This window comes from Microcystis flos-aquae FACHB-1344, assembly GCF_014698375.1.
In the GTDB taxonomy this organism is placed as follows: Bacteria; Cyanobacteriota; Cyanobacteriia; order Cyanobacteriales; family Microcystaceae; genus Microcystis; species Microcystis aeruginosa.
Map to the genome: position 1 here is coordinate 48,009 of NZ_JACJSW010000180.1, position 23,536 is coordinate 71,544.

Consider the following 23,536-nt stretch of genomic DNA (forward strand, 5'->3'; position numbering starts at 1 on the left):
TGAGGGATAGCGGCTAATCAATAACCCACTGATTAGCGCTCACCGATTATCGATCATCCTCTGAGTCTACCTTAAACCGTTCTACCGAAGAAAGCAGCTCCCGGGAGATACTCACCAATTTTTGCAGAGAACCCGCCACCCGTTGGGATTCTTGGGAAGTTTCCTGAGCGGTTAACTCCACCGACTGCATAACTTGGGCGACATTGAGGGAATTTTCCCGTTGTTTAACCGTATCGGCGGTAATCGATCGCACCAGCGTATCGATGCGGTTAGAAACTTGGATAATATCTTCTAGGGACTTCTTCGCCTGTTCCGAGCGCTCGGTGACATCGATAACCTGTTGAATCCCTTCCTCCATCGCCGTCATTACCGAACCCGTTTCCGATTGGATATGTAAAACGATCTGTTCAATTTCCTTAAGCGATTTAGCAGCTCTATCGGCCAACTGACGCACCTCATCGGCCACAACCGCAAAACCGCGGCCCGCCTCTCCTGCTCGCGCCGCTTGAATCGAGGCATTAAGAGCCAATAAATTGGTCCGTGAGGCAATCTGAGAGACTACCGCGACAATTTTCGAGATTTCCTGGGAAGCTTCCGCCAAACGCTTGACTTTTCGCGCCGTTTCTGATACGGTCTCGCGGATTTGTAGAATTCCCGCCACGGTTCTTTCCACGGAATCGCCCCCCTTCAGGGCGGTAATCGAGGAAGTGCGAGCGACTTCTTCGGCTTCTCTGGCGTTTTCCGCCACCCGTTGAATTGAGTCGGTCATCATCTGTACCGAATTAAGGGTGACGGCCAATTCCTCCGCCATCCGCAGGGCATCGCTAGACTGATTGCGGGCGAAAGATTCACTATTGGTACTGCCTTGATTCACCTGTTTGGCCGCTTTTTTCACCTGTCGGACAATTTCGCGCAGGTTTTGGATAGTCAAATTAAAAGCATCGGCCACCGCCCCTAAAACATCGGCGCTTACCTCCGCTTCCACGGTCAGATCTCCCCGAGCCGCTCCTTCCACATCATCGAGAAGTCGAATCACTTGCCGTTGTAAGTCTTCCCGTTCCCGTTCCGTTTCGGCGGCGCGGCGTTGGGCTTCCGTGGTGGTAGTTACCACCACCCGAGCCATCTGATTGAAACGATTGGCCAGTTGACCGAATTCATCTTCCGAGTAGATCGTCGCTTTAGCGTTAAAATTACCTTCCGAGAGATGATCGAATTGGCTTTGCAGATCGTTGAGACTGCCCTTAATCTGACTAATTAGCAACTGTAAACCTAGCCAAGTCAGGGCCAGGGTTCCCAGTCCGGTTAATAACATCATGGTTAGTACCGGTTGACTGAAGGGGGAAAGACTGGCTGAGGCTGGCGGTTTCGGGGCCGGTTTGGGGGCAACCTTTTCGGTTTTTGCCTGGCTATTCGGGGCTGGTTTGGCAGCCAAGAGCGTAGAAAGCCAAGAGGTGGTACTAACGGCAAAAATTATGATCACAGGGGTAATACCCGCTAAAGCCGCTAGGATTAGTTGTTTTTTGCCTAAAGAAGCGTTGACAAAAAAGCCTAATTTGCCCGGATTGACTTCCACCACTGGCTTGAGCAAGCGCTCGGAGGCATGGGTAAGATGACTATCTCTTTTGTCATTGGGGGTTTTTAGACGAGAAGGATTAAAACTAGGCTCTCCCACACCAGAACTGGCATTAAGGCGCGCACTGGGTTCGGGGAGAAAACCACCACTTAAAGCTTCCCCCCCCGAAGGGGTAAATAGCTCCCAGTCCCCCAGTCCTTGAACCGTATCCGTCAGAGCCAGTGGGGAAAAACCGTCTAAATCCTCATCATTGAGTTCTGGTTGCCCAAAATCTCCGGTTTCGTCTTCCTCGTCTCTTTTTTGAGTGACTCTGCCCTGATTAGGGCCAGTTTTTGCCCCTTGTGGGTGGGTCGATTCCAGGTCAATGGCAAAAGTGCTTTCTTCTAGGGTATCCCTATAGGATAACTCCTGATCTCTACCGGTCAGGGGATTTCCCCCCAGATCAGAGGAAACCATAAAAGTGGCTTCTCCCGTTGACCCTAACTCACCGTCCCACCCTTCCTCCAGCGAGTCAATCTCCGCCGCTTCTAAAAAGGGGAAAGGGGCTTCCCCCTCCGCCGAATCGCTAGACCACTGGGAACCGTGAGAGCCGGGGCCCGGCAGGGTAAGGACACTAAAGGCGGTTTCCTCCGATTCCTCAAAATCATCGTCATAGGAATGGACTTTACTTACCGTAGGCTCGCTGGGATCCTCCTCATTGAAAAGACTACTATTCCAATCCAGCCCTTTATTTTGTCCATCGGTGTCAGCCCCTTGCGACTTCCAGGAGCGAGAATGGTTAAAACCTTGACCTAGATCGAAAGCTGCCTCGCTGTAGGCAATGCTTTCCGTAGCAGCGATCGTAAAATCTCCCTCCTCGGCTTCAAAACGCAATTGCCGCCGAATCTGATCGAGACCACGCTGGGCATAATCGACTAGATCGGAACTATTGGGAGAATTTTTAGCCAATTGCAGCACTTTTTCGTAACGCTCCTCCGCCAATCTGTATTGTTGTAGTCCTAGATGAATGTGACCCTGTAAAAGCATGACATTGGCATCCTCGGGATACTTGCTGATCATCTCTTTGACAATGACGGCGGCATCCTCAAGGTTGCCCTGGCAATAGGCGGTGTTAGCCTTTCTATAGAGTTTTGCGTATTCTGTCCCTGACGGCATTTGCCCCTCCCCTAGTAAAGTTAAATGAAGTAGTTAGTAGTTTCAAGAAAGAATTCCTATAAATCCTATTCTGCTATTTTTTTCAGGTTTTAAGCTGCCCAACGGGCAAAACGGAGTATGGCCAGATGATCGAGTAGTCTTAAGGTTTTTTTTGATTCTTGGCCCAGAATCCACTCTCCCTGCACATAGAGGGCGATCTGATCGGGAATACTGGCGGCACTACCTAGTTTATCTGGGTCGAGCCATTCCATATCTCCCAAACGTTCCACCGCTAAACCGAGGATCGTTTCCTCTTCTTTGATCGCAATTATGGGAATTTCGGCTCGATCGGTGTTTAAGCGGCTGCTATCCCCCAAAAATTGCCCGAGATCCGCCACCCAGATCACTTGACCCCGGAGATTGATCGTGCCGAGGAGCAAGGGTGAAGCATTGGGAATGGGGGTAATGCGATCTAGTGGTTGCTGTATTACCTCGCAAATTCCCACGGCACTAAGGGCAAACTCGTCCTGAGAGGGTAGATAAAATCGCAAGTACAGTTCACCGACGGGAGTTTGTAATTCCTGATTGTCGGGGGCGATATTTTGAGCGTTACCAGCAAAAAAATCGGCGTTGTTAAGCATGAGTTTAGTTCTCTTGCAACTAATAATTCGGGCGGCGTTTTTAGCTGTCTTGACCTATGCCATAGCTAGACTGTCCCCGGTGAGGGCGATTTTATCGGCGCAACAGTTGTTTAATGGTATAAATGAACTCAATCGGTTCAAAGGGCTTGACAATGTAGGCATCGGCTCCGATTTTCATGCCCCAATAGCGATCAAAGACTTCCCCTTTCAAGGAACAAATGACCACCGGGACATTTTTGGTTTTTGGATCCGACTTGAGACGACGACACACCTCATAACCATTCATGCGGGGCATGACGATATCGAGGACGACGAGATCCGGATTGGCTCTCTGAATATGTTCGAGGGCTTCCACCCCATCCGTGGCGATCGTGACCTTAATGCCGCTATTGCGGAGTAGATCACAGATCAGTTCCCTTTGCGTTTGGCTGTCTTCTACCAGCAATATTTCGCTCATAACTCCCTACCTAGCTAGGCTGCCAAGAACAACAATGGCAAAAGATGCCCGATAATAGTCCCCGTTGACCGGATGCTCCGAAATTTCTCTCATTTTTGCCTCCAACGCAATCTGAAATTTATCAGGGGTTTCCCTCTAAACAAGGACTTGATTCACCGCTCAACTAAACTTACTCAAACTTACTTAAAAGCCTGAAAGCTTAGTCATTCGTAGTGGGTCAAGCACTACAGGATTAAACGGCAAACCCTTTATTCCCTGGTCAATGACATCAGGAATTACTTTTCTAATGATGTTAAATGCCCCATTGACATCGGCATTTAACAACTGATTTGTTTCCATTTTATCAAGTCCCCTAGCTAACCTTTTTCCCTTAAATAATGGTTTTTCTTCACCATATTTAGTTAACTCATCCCTATCTAAAGCACTGGATTGTGAGGTAGAGGATTCTTCAGTTATTATGACTTTTATCCCTTTTAATTGAGCTTTATAGGTTAACATTTCTATTAATCTATAATGGGGAATATTGACAAATTGTTGATTATTCCTTTTTCCTAGATTAAGAGATTGTTTCATCCGCTCATTATGCCCAATTATTAACGTCCCTATTTGATGAAAAATACACCAATCTATTACTCTTTTGCTGGCTGTATGTAGGTAATTTTCTCCTCGACAGTTTCGCTTATGAGTCAGGAGTATCAAGCCTTTAGATAAGGATTGATTATTTCGAGTTTTTAATTGAGCTTGTTGTTTTGACCGTTGTTTGTTGTAGAAGGTGTTAATTGCTTTTAACGGTCTGCCATTGATCAAAAGAGGTGCTACACCTGTTTTATTTGTAGTTACAGCCATTAAGTTATTAACTCCTAAATCTACCCCAGCTATCTGTTGTTTATCTGTGGTTTCCGACCGTCTTTCACATACTATTTCAATGACATAACAGCTACTTTTGGGGACAATTCTCACTGCAATTATTTCTCTCTTGGATGTGGGAATTTTTAAGTCGCTCATAGACAAGTGACACCCCCCCCTTGCCCCCCCGACGTCGGGGGGGTTGGGGGGGTCTTCTTTTAAAGGTTTTTTATAAATTGATTCCTGAGAATATATTAGCAGGTTTCTTCCTTTGGTTTTGTCCTTATACTTAATAATTTTGGGTTTTCCTAAAAACTTTTCAGGCTGTTTTTTCCAAGCTTTAAAAGCAGCAAAATAACTAACCCAAGCTGCTCCAATTTTCTGATTATCTGCGTGCTTCGGTTTCGTGGGTAAAGCTAAATAATCTGAGGTTTTAGATACCAGATGATAGAGTTGATTAAAACTCAGTTTTTGGGAGTTTTCAAAGAAATATTGGCGATAATGATAATTAGCTAGATTGAACAGATTTTTTGACAAGAAGGCATAATGGTCAATTTCTGACCAGCAAGGAGGGGATTTGGTGATGATATGGCGTTCAACTAGCTTCATGTCTTGATTATACCTGATAACGTTCTTAAAATCTATCGGTAGCAAAAGCTACTTATTTTAGTTATCTAGCTACAGAAATGAGTAACTTTAAAAAGTTTTAGGTTTCTGTAGTTAACCCTTTCGGGTTTCATCTCTATCGTTCCCAATTCCACCGTTAAAAACCACCGGCCAAGAGATTTTTTTTCGGGTTTGGGGGTTGGGTGTGAGGTTTTAGGGTGTTGGGGTTTAGGATTTTAGGCTTTTAGTTGAAATTCCTCAGTAAAATACTGCGAATCTCGATCTCATTGCAGCTTCCTTCCATAATTTCTCGGAATCTCCCCCAATAGACCCTATTTCTTTTAGTCTAGGAGAAGCATTTATCTTACTTGTGAGGTACAAAGTCTCGGGTTTTGGGCAAGGCCGGAACTGGGAAAGGCTGGAGCAGTAGCTGGTCGTCTGGGGATGATGCCAAATGCTGTCATACTTCCTCTTGATGAGAAACGCTCTCTTACACCAAATCCGTTTTTAATAGTGTGATTAACTCTCAAGTTATCAATTGTTTCTCCCTACTCCCCACTCCGCAGCTCTAGCGCTCGCTTCTCCCCACACCCCACTCTCCTATACCTTTTAAACAGGATTTAGTATTACCTCCTCTTGTCACTAATAATAAATCTGATAAGCTAATTATGTAACATATTTTTCAGTAAGCTTTACTGAATTTAAACCAGCCCTAGGGATTTTTAGTACAAAAGTTCTAGCTCCCTATCTTTGCTTGTAGCTCTCATGCCGTCTTAACCGATAATTTAGATGTGTAGTCAGCTTATTCACAGCAGCCAGAGGTAAAAAGGGTCAGAAAACACGAGCCGATTTATGAGATTGACTGCCGAATTTTTTCAGACTAGGACAGTACATTTGCGCTGAAAAATCTCCAAAAATTTTCCAGTGGGGAAGAGGGAAAATTGAGAACAAATGTATGAATCAAAAAGAAAAACTCGAATGATAGAAATTAAAAAATTTTTGGGATCGGATGGTTACACTGAAACCATAGACGGGCCGCTCCTAGCCTCGATCGCCAACTCTCCCTAAAACCGATTACCGAAATAACACGGGAGCATGAAAGCCATTCTCTTTTTAAGCAATGGATGAAATGCGAATCGACGGGTTTTAACCCGTCGTATCCTTTTCCTCTAATTTTAGACTATCAATCCAGTCTTCGATGAGTGCTGTTATGGTTTTGTCTTTCTGGGCAGCATATCAATATAGCTTATTTCTTCTGCGGTCAAAACGAATTGTTAATGATTTAGTCTTCATACATATATAATGAAGCTAAGACGTATTTAAACCGCTTATTCTTAGATTAGCCGAATCTCCCCCCCAACCCCCCAACTCCCCCGACATCGGGGGGGGTGTTGCCTCTTGCCTCGTCTCAACAAGCAATTTAAATTATGAACAGCTTAGTGCATTTATGTTAGTATAACATCAGGAGGTAAAAATACGATGTATAGATGCCAGCAAAATCTAATGAGCATGGATAAACATTTAAAGGCTATCCTTGAGTTCATTTGTGCTGAGTCTCATAAGCTGACTAACTGTGGAATTTATTATGCCCGTCAACTTTATTTCAAAACCCAGAAAATTATTGGCAAATTTGATTTAGAGAAAGAGTATAAAAACAACAAACACTATCAAGTTTTATCCTCTCAGGCAGCACAGCAAATACTTAGAAGTGTTGCTGAGTCATTTAAATCATTTAAAGAGCTAAACCAGAAATATAGAAAGGGAGAGTTAACAGATGAGCCTCATCTACCTAAATACATAAAAAAAGAAGGTCTGTTCCTTGTCACTTATCCCCAGCAAGCCCTAAAATGGGTTGATAATCAAATTAGAATCCCTTTAGGAAAAACTGTTAAGCAATGGTTTGGACTTGATAGCTTCTATTTGCCAATGACCTCCAATTTGAGGTTTCAAGAAATTAAGGAATTAAGAATACTGCCCAGAAATCATTGTTTTTATGTTGAGTTTGTTTATGGGAGTAAACCAGTCGAGATTGAGGTCAATCCCGATAATGTGCTAGGTTTAGAGCCAGGTTTAAACAATTGGCTAACAGGAGTTTCTAGTCTTGGTACTAGCTTTGTAATTGATGGAAGGCATCTTAAGTCTGTTAATCGTTGGTACAACAAACAGGTAGCTACTCTCAAAGAAGGAAAACCTCAAGGATTTTGGTCAACTCAACTCGCTAAAATCACAGAAAAGCGTAATCGACAAATAAGAGATGCTGTTAATAAAGCAGCTAGACTTGTTATTAATCACTGTCTTGAGCATCAAAGGAACAAAGACCAAAAGAGGGAAGGTAATTTAGGCAAAAAGAACCATCAATCTTTTGTTTCAATTCCGACAGCAAAACTCAAAGAACGCATTAGACAATTGTGTGAACAGTGTGGGATTAAGTTTATTGAAACAGAAGAAAGTTATACCTCAAAAGCTTCATTCTTAGACAATGACTCGCTACCTAAATTTGTTGAAAAACCCGAAGGGTGGCAACCATCAGGAAAGAGAACAAAAAGAGGATTGTATCGGACTGCTCAAAATCAGTATATTAATGCTGATGCTAATGGGGCAGCTAACATAATTCGGAAAGTAAGCACAACACTTAATTTTGATTTAAGTCGAGTGTCTAGGGGCGTTTTGACTCGTCCTCAGAAATTCAAGTGCTGGTCAGCTAAAAAGACGCGAAGTCCGCTGAGAATCCTCCGTCATTTATGGGTCGGAGAAGTCAAAAAAACTTTTATTATGGAGGACAACTACTCGTGCTATACCTTGCAGAAGTAAAAAAACAGACTAGAGGTTTTATCGGTGGTTACAAAACCGAATTGAAACTATTGGCCTGTCAGCATAATGATCAGACGTGGAGTGCCATACCGGGGGAAGATATCTTAACCTACGACGAAACTAACTCCCTGGGTGAAGGTGCGCTTCTCTTGGTAAATTTGAGCAATAATCGTCAACTGCAAGGAAACCCGGAATTAGCGGGAGCGGAGATGGTGCGGCAACTGCAAAAGATTTCCCGTTTGATGGAGCGCAGCAAGAAAGATCAAGAGAAAATCGAGCAGTGGAAACAATCCCTCACCTATCAAAGCGAGATTCTCAACCGCCAGAAAATGGAAATGGAGACAAGAATCGAGCAAATTGAACAAATAGAGGCAGAATTCGAGTATTTAGAGCGCAAAAGACAAGAACTGGAAACCCTAAAACAACAATTAAACGATCAACAGCGACACCTGGAAGAAGGACAAATAAATTGTAACTCCTACCCCAATCTTTCCCCAGAAAAACAACAATTTATTCGCTCTCTAGCGGAGCGTTTAGCTAATAATCATGATCGGGGCAATTCTCCCTCACAAATTATCCATTCCACTCTTGAATCTGTGCAGGAACAACAGACAATTTTAAATAGTTGTTGGCAGAGTTTAGAGGAGCAGAAAAAAGCTGTGGAAAATCGTCAGGTCACCAACGATGAAATGCTCGATTATCTCGAACAAAGAGCTAGGGAATTAGAGACGAGTCGCAATGCTTTGGAAACGGCTAAAATACAGTTACAAATACAAGAAACTGTTCTGAGTCAAAAACAGGAATTATTCGAGCGCCTTAACCTCACCCTACAAACCACTGATTCTACTCGACAAATGCTCCTTCGTCTCCTGCAAGGAGAAGAACTAGATTTTGATGGTAAAATCGATCTAGAAGCTCTTGAAAAAATGCCTTTAGAAGAATTGGAGAGCTTAGTTAAGAACTTACAAACAGACCTCAAGCGCTGGGAAATTTTTGTCAACGACGAAGAGGAAGAATTAACTCTCCAATGCCAAACCGTGGAAGAATTAGAAGCAAGAATGGCCACAATAGATGAATCCGAGCGAGCTAATTTAGAATCCGAATTAGCCGAGGAACAGGAAAAAAAAGGAATGCTGGCGGCAACTTTGGTCGGACAAAGACGTAATCTCCAGGAAAGGCAAGCTATTCGCTCTCAACATCTGAAAATTCTGCAACGGAGACAGGGGATTTTATCCCCAGAAGATGCCCAAAAATGTAGCTTTGAACCATTGTTAATTTTCTTGGAGGATAGTTATCAAAATAATCTCCAAGAAAGTCAACGTTTAGCAGCAGAAATCAAGGGACTACAAGAGGATTTACAAAAAAGCAGCGATAGTATTGACGGTCAATGGTCGGATTTAGAGCAAAAAACTCGTGAATTTGAAGAACAGGAGCGACAATGGCGCGATGCTAATCTGGTATTAGTGCGTTTAAAAACTCAGGTACAACAGTACGAAACTTTCCTGCAACCCGTGCAGGATCAACTCGATCAAATCCGTCAAAAACTAGAAACTATTTCCCAGTGGTTGATGCCTATGGAATCTAATGGTAGTGCCTATCATTACGCTATTAACAGTTAGGCTTAATTAGTGTTAGGGCTTCCTGAACAAATAATACAGGGCAATCTGGACATAGATTTCGCCGTTTTTGCCGTTAACGGAGGCAGGGGGCAGCAGGCCGTTTTTGTAACGGGGATTTATGCCCCGCTCCACCAACTTTTCGCCTTAAGGCGAGGTTTTAGACCCGATTTTTCCGATAACTTTTATAGCTTTTTATCTATGGATAAAATAATTTATAGCGTTTCCTGTTTGCAAGAGGTACATTATCGATGTTGAAAAGCTTAATCAGCAAAGGTTTAGCTGTGCCACACAGGTGTGAGAACCGCTATAGATCAATTTAACTCTAGGTTAGATGTGGTATAGACTAAGATTAGTAATTTATACTCAGATAGTTATGAGACAATCCGATCGAGAAATAATAATTTTAGCGGCTGTGGCATCCCTCTTAGCGGTGGTGGCGGAAGTGGCAATCGCTTTTTAGATAAAAAAAACTGATTTATGAGGTTAAAGTCCGGCACAATTGACAATCAATGCCGAGGAAAGATATCGATAAAATGCTTGTAACGGTGGCAGCAATTGCGATCGCCTCGATGAGCGAAATTAAAGCATGAATATTAGTGTAACCGGTCAGGTAAAAAGAATCGAAATAGGCACGGGAACTTGGGCATTAATTGCTGATAACGGTCAAACCTACGAATTAATGGAACCGCCTGCCGAATTAACCCAAAAAAAGGCAAAAGTGACAGTTATAGGTCAAATTCGCTCAGATGTGATGACTCTGGCCATGATCGGACCGGTTTTACAAGTGATCTCCTTTCAATCCTTGCCATGAAGCCGCAAAATACTGCTTAAAAACGGGCAAAAACTACTTTTTAAGCCCGTAATCTCGAAAAATTCCCGTAATTGTCCTTCAGCTATCCCAGAAAGAAAAATTGTCAAGAAGACCCTAAAGGTTGATTTTTTCGAGAATAATCTCGAAATTTTGAATAATAATACTACAATAGACAGCAACTTTGTCTTAGGAACATCGGAATCACCTAAACCGATCTATCGGATTGGTTTAACTCGTAGTTACCTAAGTTGGCGTGAGGAGAGGACTGAATGAATTTGCGCGATAATGCTTTAACGATTCTGCAAGAAACGAGTCGAACTTTTTATATTCCCATAAGTCGTTTACCGGATCGCCTGCTCGAGGCAGTAGCCTCAGCTTATCTCTGTATGAGGGCGATCGATGAAGTAGAAGACCATCCCGACCTAGATAACTTCAGTAAATCGCAGATATTAAGACAAATTAGCCTGAACTTACAAGCAGGTACTGAAAATTCCACCAAAGAGGACTTTGCTTTTGGCTTAGTCCATCGGGAGATTTTGCCGGAAGTAACCCTGAGAATTGGCGAATGGGCCCTGTTAGCACCGGATTCGATCGCCCCCCGGGTCTGGGATGCCACGGCGGCCATGGCCGATCGCATGGCCTACTGGGCTGGGAATAACTGGGATATTCGCACAGAAATAGAATTAGATCAATATACCTTTAGTGTGGCCGGTGCGGTGGGTTTATTGCTGTCTGACCTCTGGAATTGGTACGACGGCACTCAAACTAATCGCAGTTATGCCATCGGTTTTGGTCGGGGTTTACAAGCGGTTAATATTGCCCGCAACCATGGCGAGGATCTGCGCCGGGGGGTAAGTTTTCTGCCCCAGGGTTGGACAATTAGTGATATTCATAATTATGCCCGTCGTAATCTGAAATTAGCCGATTATTACACTCAATCGCTGCCTAATGGGCCGGCACTTGATTTTTGTAAGATTCCCCTCGCTTTAGCCCATGGCACTCTCGAAGTCCTAGCTTTAGGTAAGGAAAAACTCAGCCGCAGCGATGTCATCGCTTTGGTACAACAAATTACCCGTTAGAAGAAATCAAAATTAAAATTGCCCACGATCGCTCTTCCAAAGTCAGGAATCACAAGCGTGGGCAACAAACCGGTGGTGTTCAGTAACTTAGAACAAACCGAGAGTTAAAGATATATCGATGGGGAAAGTGGCACCAATACCTAACCAAATCGTGACCACAGTACCAAATAGGAAGATAGCGGTAGCGACGGGACGACGGAAAGGATTTTGGAATTTATTGACGCTTTCAATAAAGGGAACTAACATCAAGCCTAGGGGAACGCCGGCCATGCAAGCGATACCTAAGAGTTTGTTAGGAAGAATACGGAGAATTTGGAAAACGGGATAAAGATACCACTCTGGCAGAATTTCTAGGGGAGTAGCGAAAGGATCGGCAGGTTCACCGATCATGGTGGGATCCATAATCGCTAAACCGGTGCAGAGTCCGATCGTACCAAAGATAACCACCGGGAAGACATAGAGCAGATCGTTAGGCCAAGCGGGTTCACCGTAGTAGTTGTGACCCATCCCTTTAGCCAACTTAGCGCGCAGAGCGGGATCGCTGAGATCGGGCTTTTTTAATGTGGACATGGATAATGTCTCCTAAAAATGATTTCGGATCGACAGAGATACTTTTCTGAATTATAGAGGCCCAGAAATGCCTTGTTTACGGATCATCAAGAAATGTAGCAACATGAAGACCGCGATCGACCAGGGCAGTACAAAAGTATGTAAGCTGTAGAAACGGGTTAAAGTTGCTTGACCGACGCTTTCGCTACCGCGCATCAGGGTGACGAGTTGATCACCGACGACGGGAATAGCAGCAGGTACACCGGAAACAATTTTAACCGCCCAGTAACCCACCTGATCCCAGGGTAAGGAGTAACCGGTGACACCGAAGCTAACGGTGATTACGGCCAGGACAACCCCAGTTACCCAGGTTAATTCGCGAGGTTTTTTGAAGCCACCGGTCAGATAGACGCGGAAAACGTGCAGGATCATCATTAACACCATCATACTGGCAGACCAGCGATGGATAGAACGAATTAGCCAACCAAAGTTAACTTCGTTCATGATGTACTGTACGGAGGAGAGGGCCTCTGCTACGGTGGGTTTGTAGTAGAAGGTCATGGCGAAACCAGTGGCAAACTGGATCACGAAGCACACAAGGGTGATGCCACCCAGACAGTAGAAGATATTGACGTGAGGGGGAACGTATTTGGTGCTGATATCATCAGCGATCCCTTGAATTTCTAAGCGTTCCTCAAACCATTGATAGGCTTTGGAATCCGTTACTTGTTTGGTAAACATCGCGTAACCAGTAAGAAAAATGAAAGATTTAATGTGTGACCTTTAAAAAATGTAACACAGTTTTCAGGTCTAATTCTCGCTCCGGTCAGGTTTCTCCACCGGTGGGGATCAATTGGCGATCGCTAGACCCGAAAAACGTAACTTCCTAAAATTTCCCTTAAAATGTCTCCTAGACTACAAAAAATCGGGCCAATTGTCCGACACTGGGAATAGGTAAGGTTGACAGCTAGTTACTGATTTGCTCACATTGACCTACATACGCCACTATTTAGGCGAACGTTTGTGACCCTAAGAAAAGCTGTTGAGCTATGGGGATTACATCCCAATACATTAAGAGAATATGCCGATGAAGGGAAAATCAAAAGTATCAAAAACGAAGCAGGGCAACGATTGTACGATGTCCAGTCTTACGTCAATGGTGCAGCTAGAGCTTCCCTTGTTTGCTACTGCCGAGTCAGTTCAATCAAGCAACGAGATGACCTTGAGAGACAAGTCAGCTTTATGCGCGGATTCTATCCAGAGGCAGAAATCATCAAAGACATCGGTAGTGGGCTTAACTTCCAAAGAAAAGGACTTAGAGCCATACTGGACAGATTATTGTGGGGAAATAAACTCACAATTGTTATGTCCACACTGGACAGATTATGCCGATTTAGATTCGAGCTTATACAGTACATGGTCGAACAAAACGGTGGCAAAATCTTGGTTCTCGACCAAACTGTTCACAGTCCCGAATCAGAACTTACAGCAGACTTGTTATAAATACTTCACATCTTCTCTTGCCGAATGTCCGGACTCAGGAAGTACGCTCAAAAAATCAAAGAAAGTGCGGATTTATCCAACAACAGAACAGAAGAAACTGATGAAACACTGGTGGGGAGTATCTCGGTTTGTCTTCAACCAAACCATTAAATATCTACAGGAACCAGATAGAAAAGCTAATTGGAAGGCTATCAAGACCGGAATCATTAATGATTTACCAGAATGGGCTAAAGAAGTCCCCTACCAGATTAAATCAATAGCAGTCAAAGACGCTTGTGAAGCCGTTAAAAATGCTCAAAGAAAATATCAAAAAACTGGGGAAATCCAGAAAATAAAATTCCGTTCCCGTAAAGATAAACAGCAATCATGTTATATTCCTAAGTCAGCCATTTCAGAAAAAGGAATATATCACACAAAATTAGGGCAAATACGCTTCACCGAATCACTGCCCGACAATTTTGGGGATAGCCGATTAGTATCCAGAAATGGACAATACTATTTAGCTATTCCCCATGAGGTGCAACGATGCGAATCCGATAACCAAGGACGCATTGTCGCCCTAGACCCCGGTGTTAGAGATTTTCTGGCACTATTCTCGCCTAATAGTTTTGGCTCAATCGGGAGTCAGGATATAGGTAAAATCCAACGATTATGCTATCACCTTGATGATTTAATTTCTCGTTCTACCAAAGTTAATGCTAAAACCAGAAACCGTTATCGAAAAGCAGCTAATCGACTAAGAAATAAAATCAGGAATTTAGTAGATGAACTTCATCATCAAGTTGCTAGATTCCTAGTTGATAACTTTGATGTGATTCTTTTGCCTACTTTTGAAGTGTCAGAAATGGTTCTAAAAAATAGCAGGAAGATTCGCTCAAAATCTGTTAGACAGATGCTTAACTGGTCTCATTACCGATTTAAGCAATTTCTCAAGCATAAGGCTTTTGAGATGGGTAAATTAGTAATAGACTGCTGTGAAGCCTATACGTCGAAAACAGTTAGCTGGACTGGTGAATTAATACATAACTTAGGTGGAAAAAAAGTCATTAAATCCAAGATTGATGGCAAGACGATGGATAGAGATATTAATGGCGCACGAGGAATTTTTCTTCGTGCTTTGGGAGATACCCCCTCTTTAAGAGACTCTCTTAGAGTGCATTGTTAATGTATGTTAGCAAAAAAGTATCGGTATGGAATGAGGTCAGCGTGCTATTAAATACCTACGATCCCGAAGGCTTCTACGACGAACTATTCTTAGATGATGGTCAACCTCGTCCCCACTCGTCCCCTTTAATCAAATGGTTGCAGAATCTGCCACCCCGAGAACTTCAACAACACCGGGAAACCGCTCAGTCGGCCCTGTTTGAATTGGGGGTGACTTTCAATGTCTATAGTGACAATCAAGGGGTGGAAAAAATCTTTCCTTTTGATATTATTCCCCGAATTGTCGCGGCTGAGGACTGGGATTATTTAGAAAGAGGACTGAAACAACGCATCAAAGCCCTCAATCTTTTTCTCTCCGATATCTATAATGACCAGTTAATCATTAAAGATGGCATTATTCCCTCCGAATTAATCGCCTCGGCGACGGGATTTCTGAAACCCTGTGTGGGACTGAAACCCGCCGGAGGTATCTGGTGTCACATCACGGGAACCGATTTAGTCCGCGATAAAGATGGTCAATGGTACGTTTTAGAGGATAATTTGCGGGTTCCTTCCGGTATTTCCTATGTCCTCGAAAATCGTCGGGTAATGAAAAGCACTTTCCCCGATATTTTCCAGACAATGAATGTTAAACCGGTGGATGATTATCCTTCCCATCTGTTGGAAACTCTCCTCAATTTAGCCCCACCCCAATTACCTAATCCCACCGTGGTGGTTTTAACCCCCGGAACCTATAATTCTGCCTACTTTGAACATTCTTTTATTGCCCAACAAATGGGGGTAGAATTAGTGGAAGGGCGTGATTTAGTCGTCTTTGATGGTTATCTACAAATGAAAACCACCAAGGGATTAAGACGGGTAGATGTGGTATATCGTCGCCTCGATGATGACTTTTTAGATCCGGCGGTTTTTCGTCCCGATTCGATGTTAGGTGTACCCGGGTTATTAAAAGTTTTCCAGGAAGGTCGCGTCGCTTTAGCTAATGCTCCTGGTACGGGAGTCGCCGATGATAAGGTTATTTATGCTTTTGTCCCCGATATGATTCGTTATTATCTGGGAGAAGAAGCGATTTTAAATAACGTTCCTACCTATCTTTGTTGGCGAGAAAAGGACTTAGATTATGTCTTAAATAATCTCGATAAGTTAGTTGTGAAAGCCGCTAATGAGTCGGGAGGTTATGGGATGTTAGTTGGTTCTCAAGCTACCCCCGAACAAAGGGCAGAATTCGCCCCACGCATTGCCGCTAATCCTCGCAATTATATCGCTCAACCAGTGTTAAGTCTTTCTAGGGTTCCCACTTTAATTGACACGGAAGTTGAAGGTCGTCATGTGGATTTACGTCCCTATATTCTCCATCGGGGTGATGAAATTTATGTGCATCCCGGTGGGTTAACTCGCGTGGCTTTGAAAAAGGGTTCTTTAGTGGTTAATTCTTCTCAAGGTGGTGGCAGTAAAGACACTTGGGTTTTAACCAAGTAATCAAGACAATAATCAAAATTTTGCTGGGTTACGGCCAAAATTAAATCATGAGTCGAGTGCATAAATTATTTTCGCCCAATCCACCCTAACCTTTTCACTTTTTCCTGGTTAATTATGCTTAGTAGAGTTGCCGATTCAATTTATTGGTTAAATCGCTATATTGAACGGGCAGAAAATGTCGCCCGGTTTATGGATGTTAACCTTAATTTAATGTTAGATGTACCTACCAGTGTTTTGCAACAGTGGGAACCTTTGGTTTTAACTACGGGAGATTTAGAACAATTCAAGAAACGTTACGGCACAGCCACCGCAGAAAATGTGATCAATTTCTTGACATTTGACACGGAATATAGTAGTTCAATTATCTCTTGTTTGCGCTGGGCGCGAGAAAATGCTCGGTCAGTTCGCGAGATTATTTCTTCGGAAATGTGGGAACAGGTTAATGGTTTTTTCTTGATGGTAAAAGATGCTTCCTCTTACCATCCTCAAACTACTTTACCGAACTTTTTTACCCAAGTTAAATTGGCTAGTCACCGTTTTGCAGGGGTGATGGATGCAACGATGACTCATAATGAAGGTTGGCATTTTGGCGTTATGGGAAGATTACAGGAACGCGCCGATAAAACCGCCAGAATTCTTGATGTTAAATACTATTATCTCTTACCTTCCGCTCAATGGGTAGGAACTTCTCTAGACCAAATTCAATGGATTGCTTTACTGCGGTCGGTGAGTGCCTACGAAATGTATCGTAAATGTCAACGACGGATTACTCCTAGTGACGTGGCCGAATTTTTAATTCTTAATCGAGAATTTCCTCGTTCAATTCACTTTTGTCTGCGGGAATTAGACCACTGTTTGCATCAAGTTACAGGGACTCCTGTAGGAACTTGGGGGAATTCGGTAGAAAGAAGTTTAGGGCGACTTTGTGCGGAAATGAGCTATCTAACTATCGAGGATATTATTGAAATGGGATTGCATGAATTCCTCGACCATATTCAAAAAAGAGTTAATGATGTGGGAATAAAAATGACAGAAACTTTCTTCGTTTTTAATCCTGAACTTGCCTCACCTCTGCCAGTAAATAACTTTCAATATCAATCCCAATTAACAACTTAATGCGTTATCACATTCGGCATCAAACTAACTATTTCTATAATCAACCCGTGATTTTATCACCCCATCTGCTGCGCTTGCGACCAAAATCCGATGGTGGGCAAACTTTGCGAGAGTTCACACTCAAAATTAACCCGGAACCTTTAACGATAACTAATATTATCGACCTCGATGGCAATTCTTGTTTACAAATTTGGTTTAATCAACCGACGGAAGAATTATTGATTGATGTGGTCAGTGAAGTGGAAACCCATGGGGTTAATCCTTTTCAGTATTTGTTGGAACCTTGGGCGACCTGTTTACCCTTTGATTATCCCATTTCCCTCCACAGCCAATTACAACCCTACAGACAATTTTATGGGTTAGCTAATGACCCTGATATGGCAGCATTAGCCCAAGAAATTATGCAGGAAACCGAAGGACAAGTGCTATCTTTTCTATTTAATCTCAATGACAAAATTTACCGAAATTGTCAGCAAATTATTCGTCTTACTGGGGAACCCTACCTACCCGGAAACACTTGGAAAAATAAGCAGGGTTCCTGTCGCGATTTGGTGGTTTTATTTATGGATGTGTGTCGCTGTGTGGGATTAGCTTCCCGTTTTGTCAGTGGCTATCAAGAAGGAGATTTAGACCAAGGAGAAAGACATTTACACGCTTGGGTAGAGGTGTATTTGCCGGGGGGCGGCTGGAAAGGTTATGATCCTAGCCATGGATTAGCGGTGAGTGACCGTCATATAAGCCTCGTTTCTAGTCCAATTCCCCGTTATTGCGCGCCGGTAGAGGGAAATGCTCGACCGGTTAATCTCGGTCATCAAGTGATAGAATCTCAGCTATCATCGACAATTTCCATCGATTTGTTATCTTGAGGATGATTCTTTATGGCTAAAGGATTTGGCACAGCAACAAAAGGACATTTAGGCTATGTTTTATTGTTGTGTCCTACTGCTAATGCCTATGCGGCTAATCATAGTTTAGATGGGGAGGGAGAGGAGTTTATTGGGGTTACTAATATGTTAGAAATGGCGCAAGTTTGGACTAAAAAAAATGCGGCGCGTGAGGCGATAATCAAATATGCAGATTTTTTGATCCAACAGTTAGAAGAAACTCCCCAAGTAAATATTCAGATTAGAAGTTTAAAGCGTTTAGCCAACGGCAAGTTGGTTACGGAAGTGTTAGAGGAGTTAACTTTTGAACAAAATTCGGCTTCTTCTAGATAGAGTTTGCGGCAAAAAGTTTTTCGTGGCGGCAGGGTGTCGGGTATCGAGCAGGACTCTATCGTTCATAGAGATCCTCCCTTCGCCAATCCCTTTTACCCGGTTGTGATGGGCGGTTTTCGAGACCGGCGATAAAGGCCTTTTCTCGCTCCCAAGCACTCAAGTTCGGGGTAGGAGATTTGACGGAAATTATGTGTTGGTCGATCGCCTGTCGGATGATCTCGGCCTCACTCAGTCCCGTCTGTCGGGCCTTCTCTTTCAGTAAATTATTCTGCTCGGCTTCGATATAAATTTGCTTGCGGATTTTGCTGACCATAGCTGGTTTAAGTATATACATTACATTATACATTACTATAACCGTCGTGAATCGTAATCGCCAGTTTTTCTATATATCTGAACTTCCCCACATACATATCTACTACAATAGCCGAAAAACCCTATCTATCAATGGATACACCCATTAACCTTTCTTAATCTACTAAGTAATTTTCTATGGAGAGTTAAATTATGTCGTCAACTGCCTACGAAACTGATTATAATCAATGGCTAAAAGAGACGGTAAAACAGTTACGAGAGCGCAATTTTGAGCAGGTAGATTGGGATAATTTAATTGAAGAAATCGAGAGTATGGGAAAAAGTGATAGACGAGCTTTAATGAGTCTGTTAACCCGTCTTATCGAACAGCTTTTAAAGCTGGCTTATTGGCAAGAAGAAAAAAAACGGTCAGGTAATCATTGGGCGGCAGCAATAGTCAATTTTCGCGCCCAAATTCAGCATCGTTTAGAAGATAGTCCCAGCTTACGGCCAGAATTAGCAGCTATGTATGATAAAGTTTATCCAGTGGCGATTAAATCGGTTTCTCAGCTTTTTTCCCTCAATTCAGACGCTCATATATCCCTCGAACAAACATTAGATGATAATTGGTTTCCCCCGGCTGAAAAATAGTTCTTAATTAGGAGTAATACTAAAGCTGAATAAATGTGAAATATAAACGAGATAAGGGTTTTAGTGTCCTGTTTCGCTCCCACAGGTGCAAGATTTTGAGAGAATCGTGGTTCAAAACCTTGGGTCTTCATCGGCCCGCGTCCTGTAGGGGCGAAGCATTCGGGCAATAACCTATCGCTGAAACCGTAGATTCTCTATCCGAATGCTTCGCCCGTACTTTTTGCCGCAAATCCTAATCAGTTTTTAATAACCAGATTTAGTGTAATTTGGATAGTCAACAGCTTACCCACGACTATAAAATTAACATCCATCTTGCGGGGGTATTACCCTTGTTAATACCCCCTATTTTTGGTCTGGTATAGTGTTAAGCTTCTCCTGTGATTGATAAACCCTCTACCCAAACGTAGGGACAAACACCACTGGGAGTAATAACTGCTTCCGGTTCCAGATAAACAATCGATTTCAGCAGTGTTAAAATATCCCCGGCTACGGTAGCGGAATCGATGCTAACGCGCTCATTTTTGTTCACTAACCAACCATCAAAGGGCAAAGAGAAGGAACCTTGTAGAGAATTAACTCCCGCATGAAGTGCCTGTAAACTATCAATTAACACCACATTTTCTGCTGTTTCCAAAGAATAGCTTTTTGGTTGATTAGCACTAGCAAAAACGTGATAAAAATGGGGACTAACCGTTACTTTTGACCCAATGTTACCGTTGCCAGTCGGTTCTGTATTCATCCGTTTAGCGGTAATCGTGCTATGGAGAAAATTCCTCAAAATCCCCTCTTTAATTAATTCCACACGACGGGTGGGAGTGCCTTCACTATCAAAAGTTTCTGCGGCAACATTAGCTGGATGGAGGGAATCATCGCACAAATTTAAGGCAGTAGCGGCGATTTGTGTTCCTAGGGATTCAGGAGTAGAAAGACTCTGTTTATCAAGGACATTTTGGGCATTAAACAGATTAGAAAATGCTCCTATGAGACTCAAAAAGGCGCGGGGGGCAAAAACCACTAAATATTTACCCGTGGTAATCGGTTGATAGTCCAGATGGCTAACAGTTTTGGTAATCGCTTCCTCGATGCAACCATCGATATCTAATTTTTCCAGGCCCGGACTCACCCGAAAAGCACCGGCGCTACGGGGTTTTTTGCCTTCCTGTTCGGTTTTGGTGTATAAATACACACTGGCATAACTACGCGCTTCCTGACGCATTGCCCCGTCGCTATTGAGATAAAAACGTCTGACCTGCTGTTGTCCCAAACCATTATAGGGAACACTGGCAATAGCCGGATGGGCCGCTAGTAGGGATTTTTCGGCGGCTAATAACTTATCGACGAGAGTGGATACAGCTGCTTGATTATACATTTCGCTGGCCACTTCTGTGGTAGGTGCAGTGGCGGCAGGACTAAAATCGGGGACATTTTCCTTAACACCAAAAAAGCTGGCTTCTTGGGCGGTTTTCAGGGCTAATTGCAGTCCCACCGGGTCCACATCGGTGGTAGAGGTGACACCGACTTGATTATCCCGATTCCAGACGCGAACGATAACGCTGGAACGATTGGAAGCTTGTACCTGTTTGGGTTCCCCTTGAAACACATCCACATCGGTTTCATCCACAGAGGAACCATAGATGTCGTATTTAGCAATTCCTAAAGCTTGGGCGCTAGAATTAGCGATTTGGGCGATATCTTCAACTTTTGGCATAGATTTTTTTTGGTGTTGGACGATAGTGATAGGGAAGTGGGGGAATGGGGGAATGGGGAAATTTCAAATAAAATCCCAACATTCAACATCTTCTAACTGATAACTGAAGAGAGATTGGGCCAAGTGGTGACAATAAAGACGATAACGGCGGCCGTGGCCAGCATAGCTTTGGCAACGTGACCGATAACCGTGCCGACGACGATACCGACACAGACTTTTAGGGATTGTTGCAAACGGGGGGTTAATTCCAAATCGCGACGATAGGCGTATTCTCCGACAAAAGCCCCGACCACAGGACCGACAAATAAGCCGATAATTGGGCCGCCAATGGGTAAAGCCGGTAAAAGCCCGAATATTCCCGCTAATAAACCCACTACTAGCCCGATTTGACTCCAATTGCTCGCCCCAACTTTTTGGGCGCCGAGATAACTAGCGAGGAATTCCACCCCCAGACTGAGGAGAAGGATAACAAAGGCCACGGCTAAAGCGACCCCCATCCCCGCGAATTTGGTGACAAAACCCCACACCAGCATGGCGATTAAAATCAAACTCATGCCGGGGACAGCGGGCAGCAGTTCGCCAATTATCCCCACTATCATGATGGCAATGAGGAAATAGTAGAGAATTACTAAAGTCATGATTAACGACCGCCAACGGTAATAGAATCGACTTTTAAATGGGGTTGACCAACGGTGACATAAACGCTACCACTGACGGAACCGCAAAAACCCGCCGCTAGTCCTAAATCTTGGGAACACATAGAGATTTTATTCATAATCTCCTTGGCTGAACCGATTAAAGTCGCGCCTTTCAGGGGTTTAGTCAGGTTGCCATTTTCGATAAGATAGGCCTCCTCGACGGCGAAATTAAATTCCCCGGTCGCCCCCACACTACCGCCGCCCATTTTTTTGCAATAAATGCCTTTATCGATGGAATTAAAGAGATTATCGAGGGTATATTCCCCAGGTGCGATGTAGGTATTCCGCATCCGACTAGCGGCCGCATAGGTGTAGTTTTGACGGCGACCGCTACCTGTGCGCGGATGACCGGTTTTAATTGAACCGGTGCGATCGGCAATGAAGTTTTTTAGGATACCATTTTCAATTAGGAGAGTACGCTGGGCCGGCATTCCCTCATCGTCCATATCGATAGTACCGAAAGCTTTATCGGATAATCCTTCGTCCCAAGCCGTCAGGTTTTCGTGGGCGATTTTTTCGCCTTTTTTATCGAGAAAGGGCGTGGTTTTTTGCTCAATTTGCGTAGTTTCTAGCAAATGGCCGCAGGCTTCGTGGAAGATAACACCGCCAAATTCATTGGCCATGACGATGGGATAACTGCCGGATTCTACATAGTCAGCGTAAAGCATTTTACCCGCCGATTCGGCCACTTCTGCCGCCGATTCCTCGGCATTCCACGTCCGCAGAAAATCGGGATTACTGGTACTACCCACCCGTTTACCAATGCTAGAACGATTGGTCCCATCGGCACAGAGGAGATTATAGCCCACGGATTGGGTGAGGCGAATATCCCGGGCAAAAGTGCCATCACTAGCGGCAACTAAAATTTCTTGCCAATCGCGAAAATAAGCGGCGCGACGAGATTGGACGTGAGAGGCTTTCTGATTGAGTTGAACGTTAGCAGTTAGGAGAATATCACCCATTTCTCGCAAAGAACTGCAATTATTCAGCCAAATATCTTTGTTTTTGACCGTGGCATAATCCCGGAACATTTCCAGATTGATTTCGGGAATATACGCGTTAGGACTGGGTAGGTTTAAACCGAGAATCGATAAACCTTTTTCTAGGGCATTTTTTAAGCCTTGGAAGCTTAAATCGTTGGTACTGACATAACAATCGGCTTTACCGCGAAAAAGGCGGATTCCTGCCCCTGTAGATAGTTTCGGTGAGAGACTGGTGATGGTGTCATCTTCGGCTAAACAACTGATATAGTTGACTCTTTCCAGGAAAAATTCGATAAAAGTCGCCCCGGCAGCCCGTCCCAGTCCCAGAAGAGTGGACAAAGGAGCCGCCCAAGAGCTATCAAAGCGCTCCAGACTAGGATTATATTTCAGGGTGGGGAGTTCTTTGGAGATGAGTAGAGTGGGTGACATAAAGCTGGTTTATCAGTTAATCTGCTGGTTTCTAGTCTAACAGTTCTCAGTTTTTTCCGTATTGGGGTGGGTTAGCGCCGCCCAACCCAGCTAAATTTTTCTCCTTCATATCTCTTAATAAAAACCTTGATTCGATCGCTCATCGCCCCCAAGATTAAATAAAGAGCGACT

At 43.7% G+C, this 23,536-nt stretch carries 22 protein-coding genes; 12 read left to right on the forward strand and 10 right to left on the reverse strand.

Annotated features, from left to right (window positions below):
• Nucleotides 1-46 precede the first annotated feature (46 nt).
• From H6G48_RS17565 to H6G48_RS17580, 4 genes are all read right to left on the reverse strand, one after another.
• Nucleotides 47-2,728, reverse strand: a complete 2,682-nt coding sequence (locus tag H6G48_RS17565; protein WP_190722673.1) for a methyl-accepting chemotaxis protein — start codon at nt 2,726-2,728, stop codon at nt 47-49.
• 89 nt (nt 2,729-2,817) lie between these two features.
• On the reverse strand, nt 2,818-3,348 hold the full coding sequence (locus tag H6G48_RS17570; protein ID WP_190722674.1) for a chemotaxis protein CheW: 531 nt from the start codon (nt 3,346-3,348) through the stop codon (nt 2,818-2,820).
• 91 nt (nt 3,349-3,439) lie between these two features.
• A complete protein-coding gene (locus tag H6G48_RS17575; RefSeq protein ID WP_002798118.1) occupies nt 3,440-3,805 on the reverse strand; it encodes a response regulator transcription factor in 366 nt (121 codons plus the stop codon).
• 183 nt (nt 3,806-3,988) lie between these two features.
• Complete coding sequence (locus H6G48_RS17580; RefSeq protein ID WP_190722675.1) at nt 3,989-5,260, reverse strand: RNA-guided endonuclease InsQ/TnpB family protein; 1,272 nt, start codon at nt 5,258-5,260, stop codon at nt 3,989-3,991.
• A 1,476-nt stretch (nt 5,261-6,736) separates the two neighbouring features.
• Between H6G48_RS17580 and H6G48_RS17585 the strand changes: the two genes are divergently transcribed.
• From H6G48_RS17585 to H6G48_RS17600, 5 genes are all read left to right on the forward strand, one after another.
• Nucleotides 6,737-8,068: an RNA-guided endonuclease InsQ/TnpB family protein gene (locus H6G48_RS17585; protein WP_190722676.1), complete on the forward strand. Its 1,332-nt coding sequence runs from the start codon at nt 6,737-6,739 to the stop codon at nt 8,066-8,068.
• Nucleotides 8,047-9,687: a pilus motility taxis protein HmpF gene (hmpF, locus tag H6G48_RS17590; RefSeq protein ID WP_190722677.1), complete on the forward strand. Its 1,641-nt coding sequence runs from the start codon at nt 8,047-8,049 to the stop codon at nt 9,685-9,687. The genes H6G48_RS17585 and hmpF overlap by 22 nt, the downstream gene beginning before the upstream one ends.
• A gap of 331 nt (nt 9,688-10,018) precedes the next feature.
• Complete coding sequence (locus tag H6G48_RS26930; RefSeq protein ID WP_260324550.1) at nt 10,019-10,147, forward strand: hypothetical protein; 129 nt, start codon at nt 10,019-10,021, stop codon at nt 10,145-10,147.
• Between the two features lie 126 nt (nt 10,148-10,273).
• Nucleotides 10,274-10,498, forward strand: a complete 225-nt coding sequence (locus H6G48_RS17595; RefSeq protein ID WP_061433346.1) for a hypothetical protein — start codon at nt 10,274-10,276, stop codon at nt 10,496-10,498.
• Between the two features lie 269 nt (nt 10,499-10,767).
• Nucleotides 10,768-11,577 carry a squalene/phytoene synthase family protein gene (locus tag H6G48_RS17600; protein WP_002798124.1) on the forward strand — a complete coding sequence of 270 codons (810 nt, stop codon included), beginning with the start codon at nt 10,768-10,770 and terminating at the stop codon, nt 11,575-11,577.
• Nucleotides 11,578-11,664: 87 nt separating this feature from the next.
• On the opposite strand, the gene petD is transcribed toward H6G48_RS17600, so the two are convergent.
• Both petD and petB read right to left on the reverse strand, forming a co-directional pair.
• Nucleotides 11,665-12,147 carry a cytochrome b6-f complex subunit IV gene (gene petD, locus H6G48_RS17605; protein WP_002738373.1) on the reverse strand — a complete coding sequence of 161 codons (483 nt, stop codon included), beginning with the start codon at nt 12,145-12,147 and terminating at the stop codon, nt 11,665-11,667.
• Between the two features lie 51 nt (nt 12,148-12,198).
• Nucleotides 12,199-12,867, reverse strand: coding sequence for a cytochrome b6 (gene petB, locus H6G48_RS17610; protein WP_002738970.1), 669 nt, complete (start codon nt 12,865-12,867; stop codon nt 12,199-12,201).
• Nucleotides 12,868-13,149: 282 nt separating this feature from the next.
• Between petB and H6G48_RS27545 the strand changes: the two genes are divergently transcribed.
• The 6 genes from H6G48_RS27545 (at nt 13,150) to H6G48_RS17640 (ending at nt 18,605) form a co-directional block, all read left to right on the forward strand.
• On the forward strand, nt 13,150-13,629 hold the full coding sequence (locus tag H6G48_RS27545; RefSeq protein WP_199308304.1) for an IS607 family transposase: 480 nt from the start codon (nt 13,150-13,152) through the stop codon (nt 13,627-13,629).
• Nucleotides 13,559-14,794 carry an RNA-guided endonuclease InsQ/TnpB family protein gene (locus H6G48_RS17620; RefSeq protein ID WP_216844454.1) on the forward strand — a complete coding sequence of 412 codons (1,236 nt, stop codon included), beginning with the start codon at nt 13,559-13,561 and terminating at the stop codon, nt 14,792-14,794. Before H6G48_RS27545 ends, H6G48_RS17620 begins: the two co-directional genes overlap by 71 nt.
• Nucleotides 14,795-14,835: 41 nt before the next feature.
• On the forward strand, nt 14,836-16,272 hold the full coding sequence (locus H6G48_RS17625; RefSeq protein WP_147070266.1) for a circularly permuted type 2 ATP-grasp protein: 1,437 nt from the start codon (nt 14,836-14,838) through the stop codon (nt 16,270-16,272).
• 114 nt (nt 16,273-16,386) lie between these two features.
• A complete protein-coding gene (locus H6G48_RS17630) occupies nt 16,387-17,388 on the forward strand; it encodes an alpha-E domain-containing protein (protein WP_079208838.1) in 1,002 nt (333 codons plus the stop codon).
• Nucleotides 17,388-18,254 carry a transglutaminase family protein gene (locus tag H6G48_RS17635; RefSeq protein ID WP_149985987.1) on the forward strand — a complete coding sequence of 289 codons (867 nt, stop codon included), beginning with the start codon at nt 17,388-17,390 and terminating at the stop codon, nt 18,252-18,254. The genes H6G48_RS17630 and H6G48_RS17635 overlap by 1 nt, the downstream gene beginning before the upstream one ends.
• Before the next feature lie 12 nt (nt 18,255-18,266).
• A complete protein-coding gene (locus tag H6G48_RS17640) occupies nt 18,267-18,605 on the forward strand; it encodes a hypothetical protein (protein ID WP_147070274.1) in 339 nt (112 codons plus the stop codon).
• A gap of 55 nt (nt 18,606-18,660) precedes the next feature.
• Here the strand turns inward: H6G48_RS17640 and H6G48_RS17645 are convergent, their stop codons facing one another.
• Complete coding sequence (locus H6G48_RS17645) at nt 18,661-18,951, reverse strand: ribbon-helix-helix domain-containing protein (RefSeq protein ID WP_190722678.1); 291 nt, start codon at nt 18,949-18,951, stop codon at nt 18,661-18,663.
• A 158-nt stretch (nt 18,952-19,109) separates the two neighbouring features.
• Between H6G48_RS17645 and H6G48_RS17650 the strand changes: the two genes are divergently transcribed.
• Nucleotides 19,110-19,547: a DUF29 domain-containing protein gene (locus tag H6G48_RS17650; protein WP_190722679.1), complete on the forward strand. Its 438-nt coding sequence runs from the start codon at nt 19,110-19,112 to the stop codon at nt 19,545-19,547.
• A gap of 364 nt (nt 19,548-19,911) precedes the next feature.
• On the opposite strand, the gene H6G48_RS17655 is transcribed toward H6G48_RS17650, so the two are convergent.
• The 3 genes from H6G48_RS17655 to H6G48_RS17665 all read right to left on the reverse strand — a co-directional run bounded on the left by H6G48_RS17655 (nt 19,912) and on the right by H6G48_RS17665 (nt 23,365).
• Nucleotides 19,912-21,255 (reverse strand): TldD/PmbA family protein, encoded by a 1,344-nt coding sequence (locus tag H6G48_RS17655; protein WP_190722680.1) that lies wholly within the window; start codon nt 21,253-21,255, stop codon nt 19,912-19,914.
• A gap of 92 nt (nt 21,256-21,347) precedes the next feature.
• Entirely contained in the window at nt 21,348-21,893 is a 546-nt protein-coding gene (locus tag H6G48_RS17660; RefSeq protein ID WP_190722681.1) for a DUF456 domain-containing protein, read from the reverse strand.
• Between the two features lie 2 nt (nt 21,894-21,895).
• Entirely contained in the window at nt 21,896-23,365 is a 1,470-nt protein-coding gene (locus H6G48_RS17665) for a TldD/PmbA family protein (protein ID WP_012266273.1), read from the reverse strand.
• Nucleotides 23,366-23,536 lie beyond the last annotated feature (171 nt).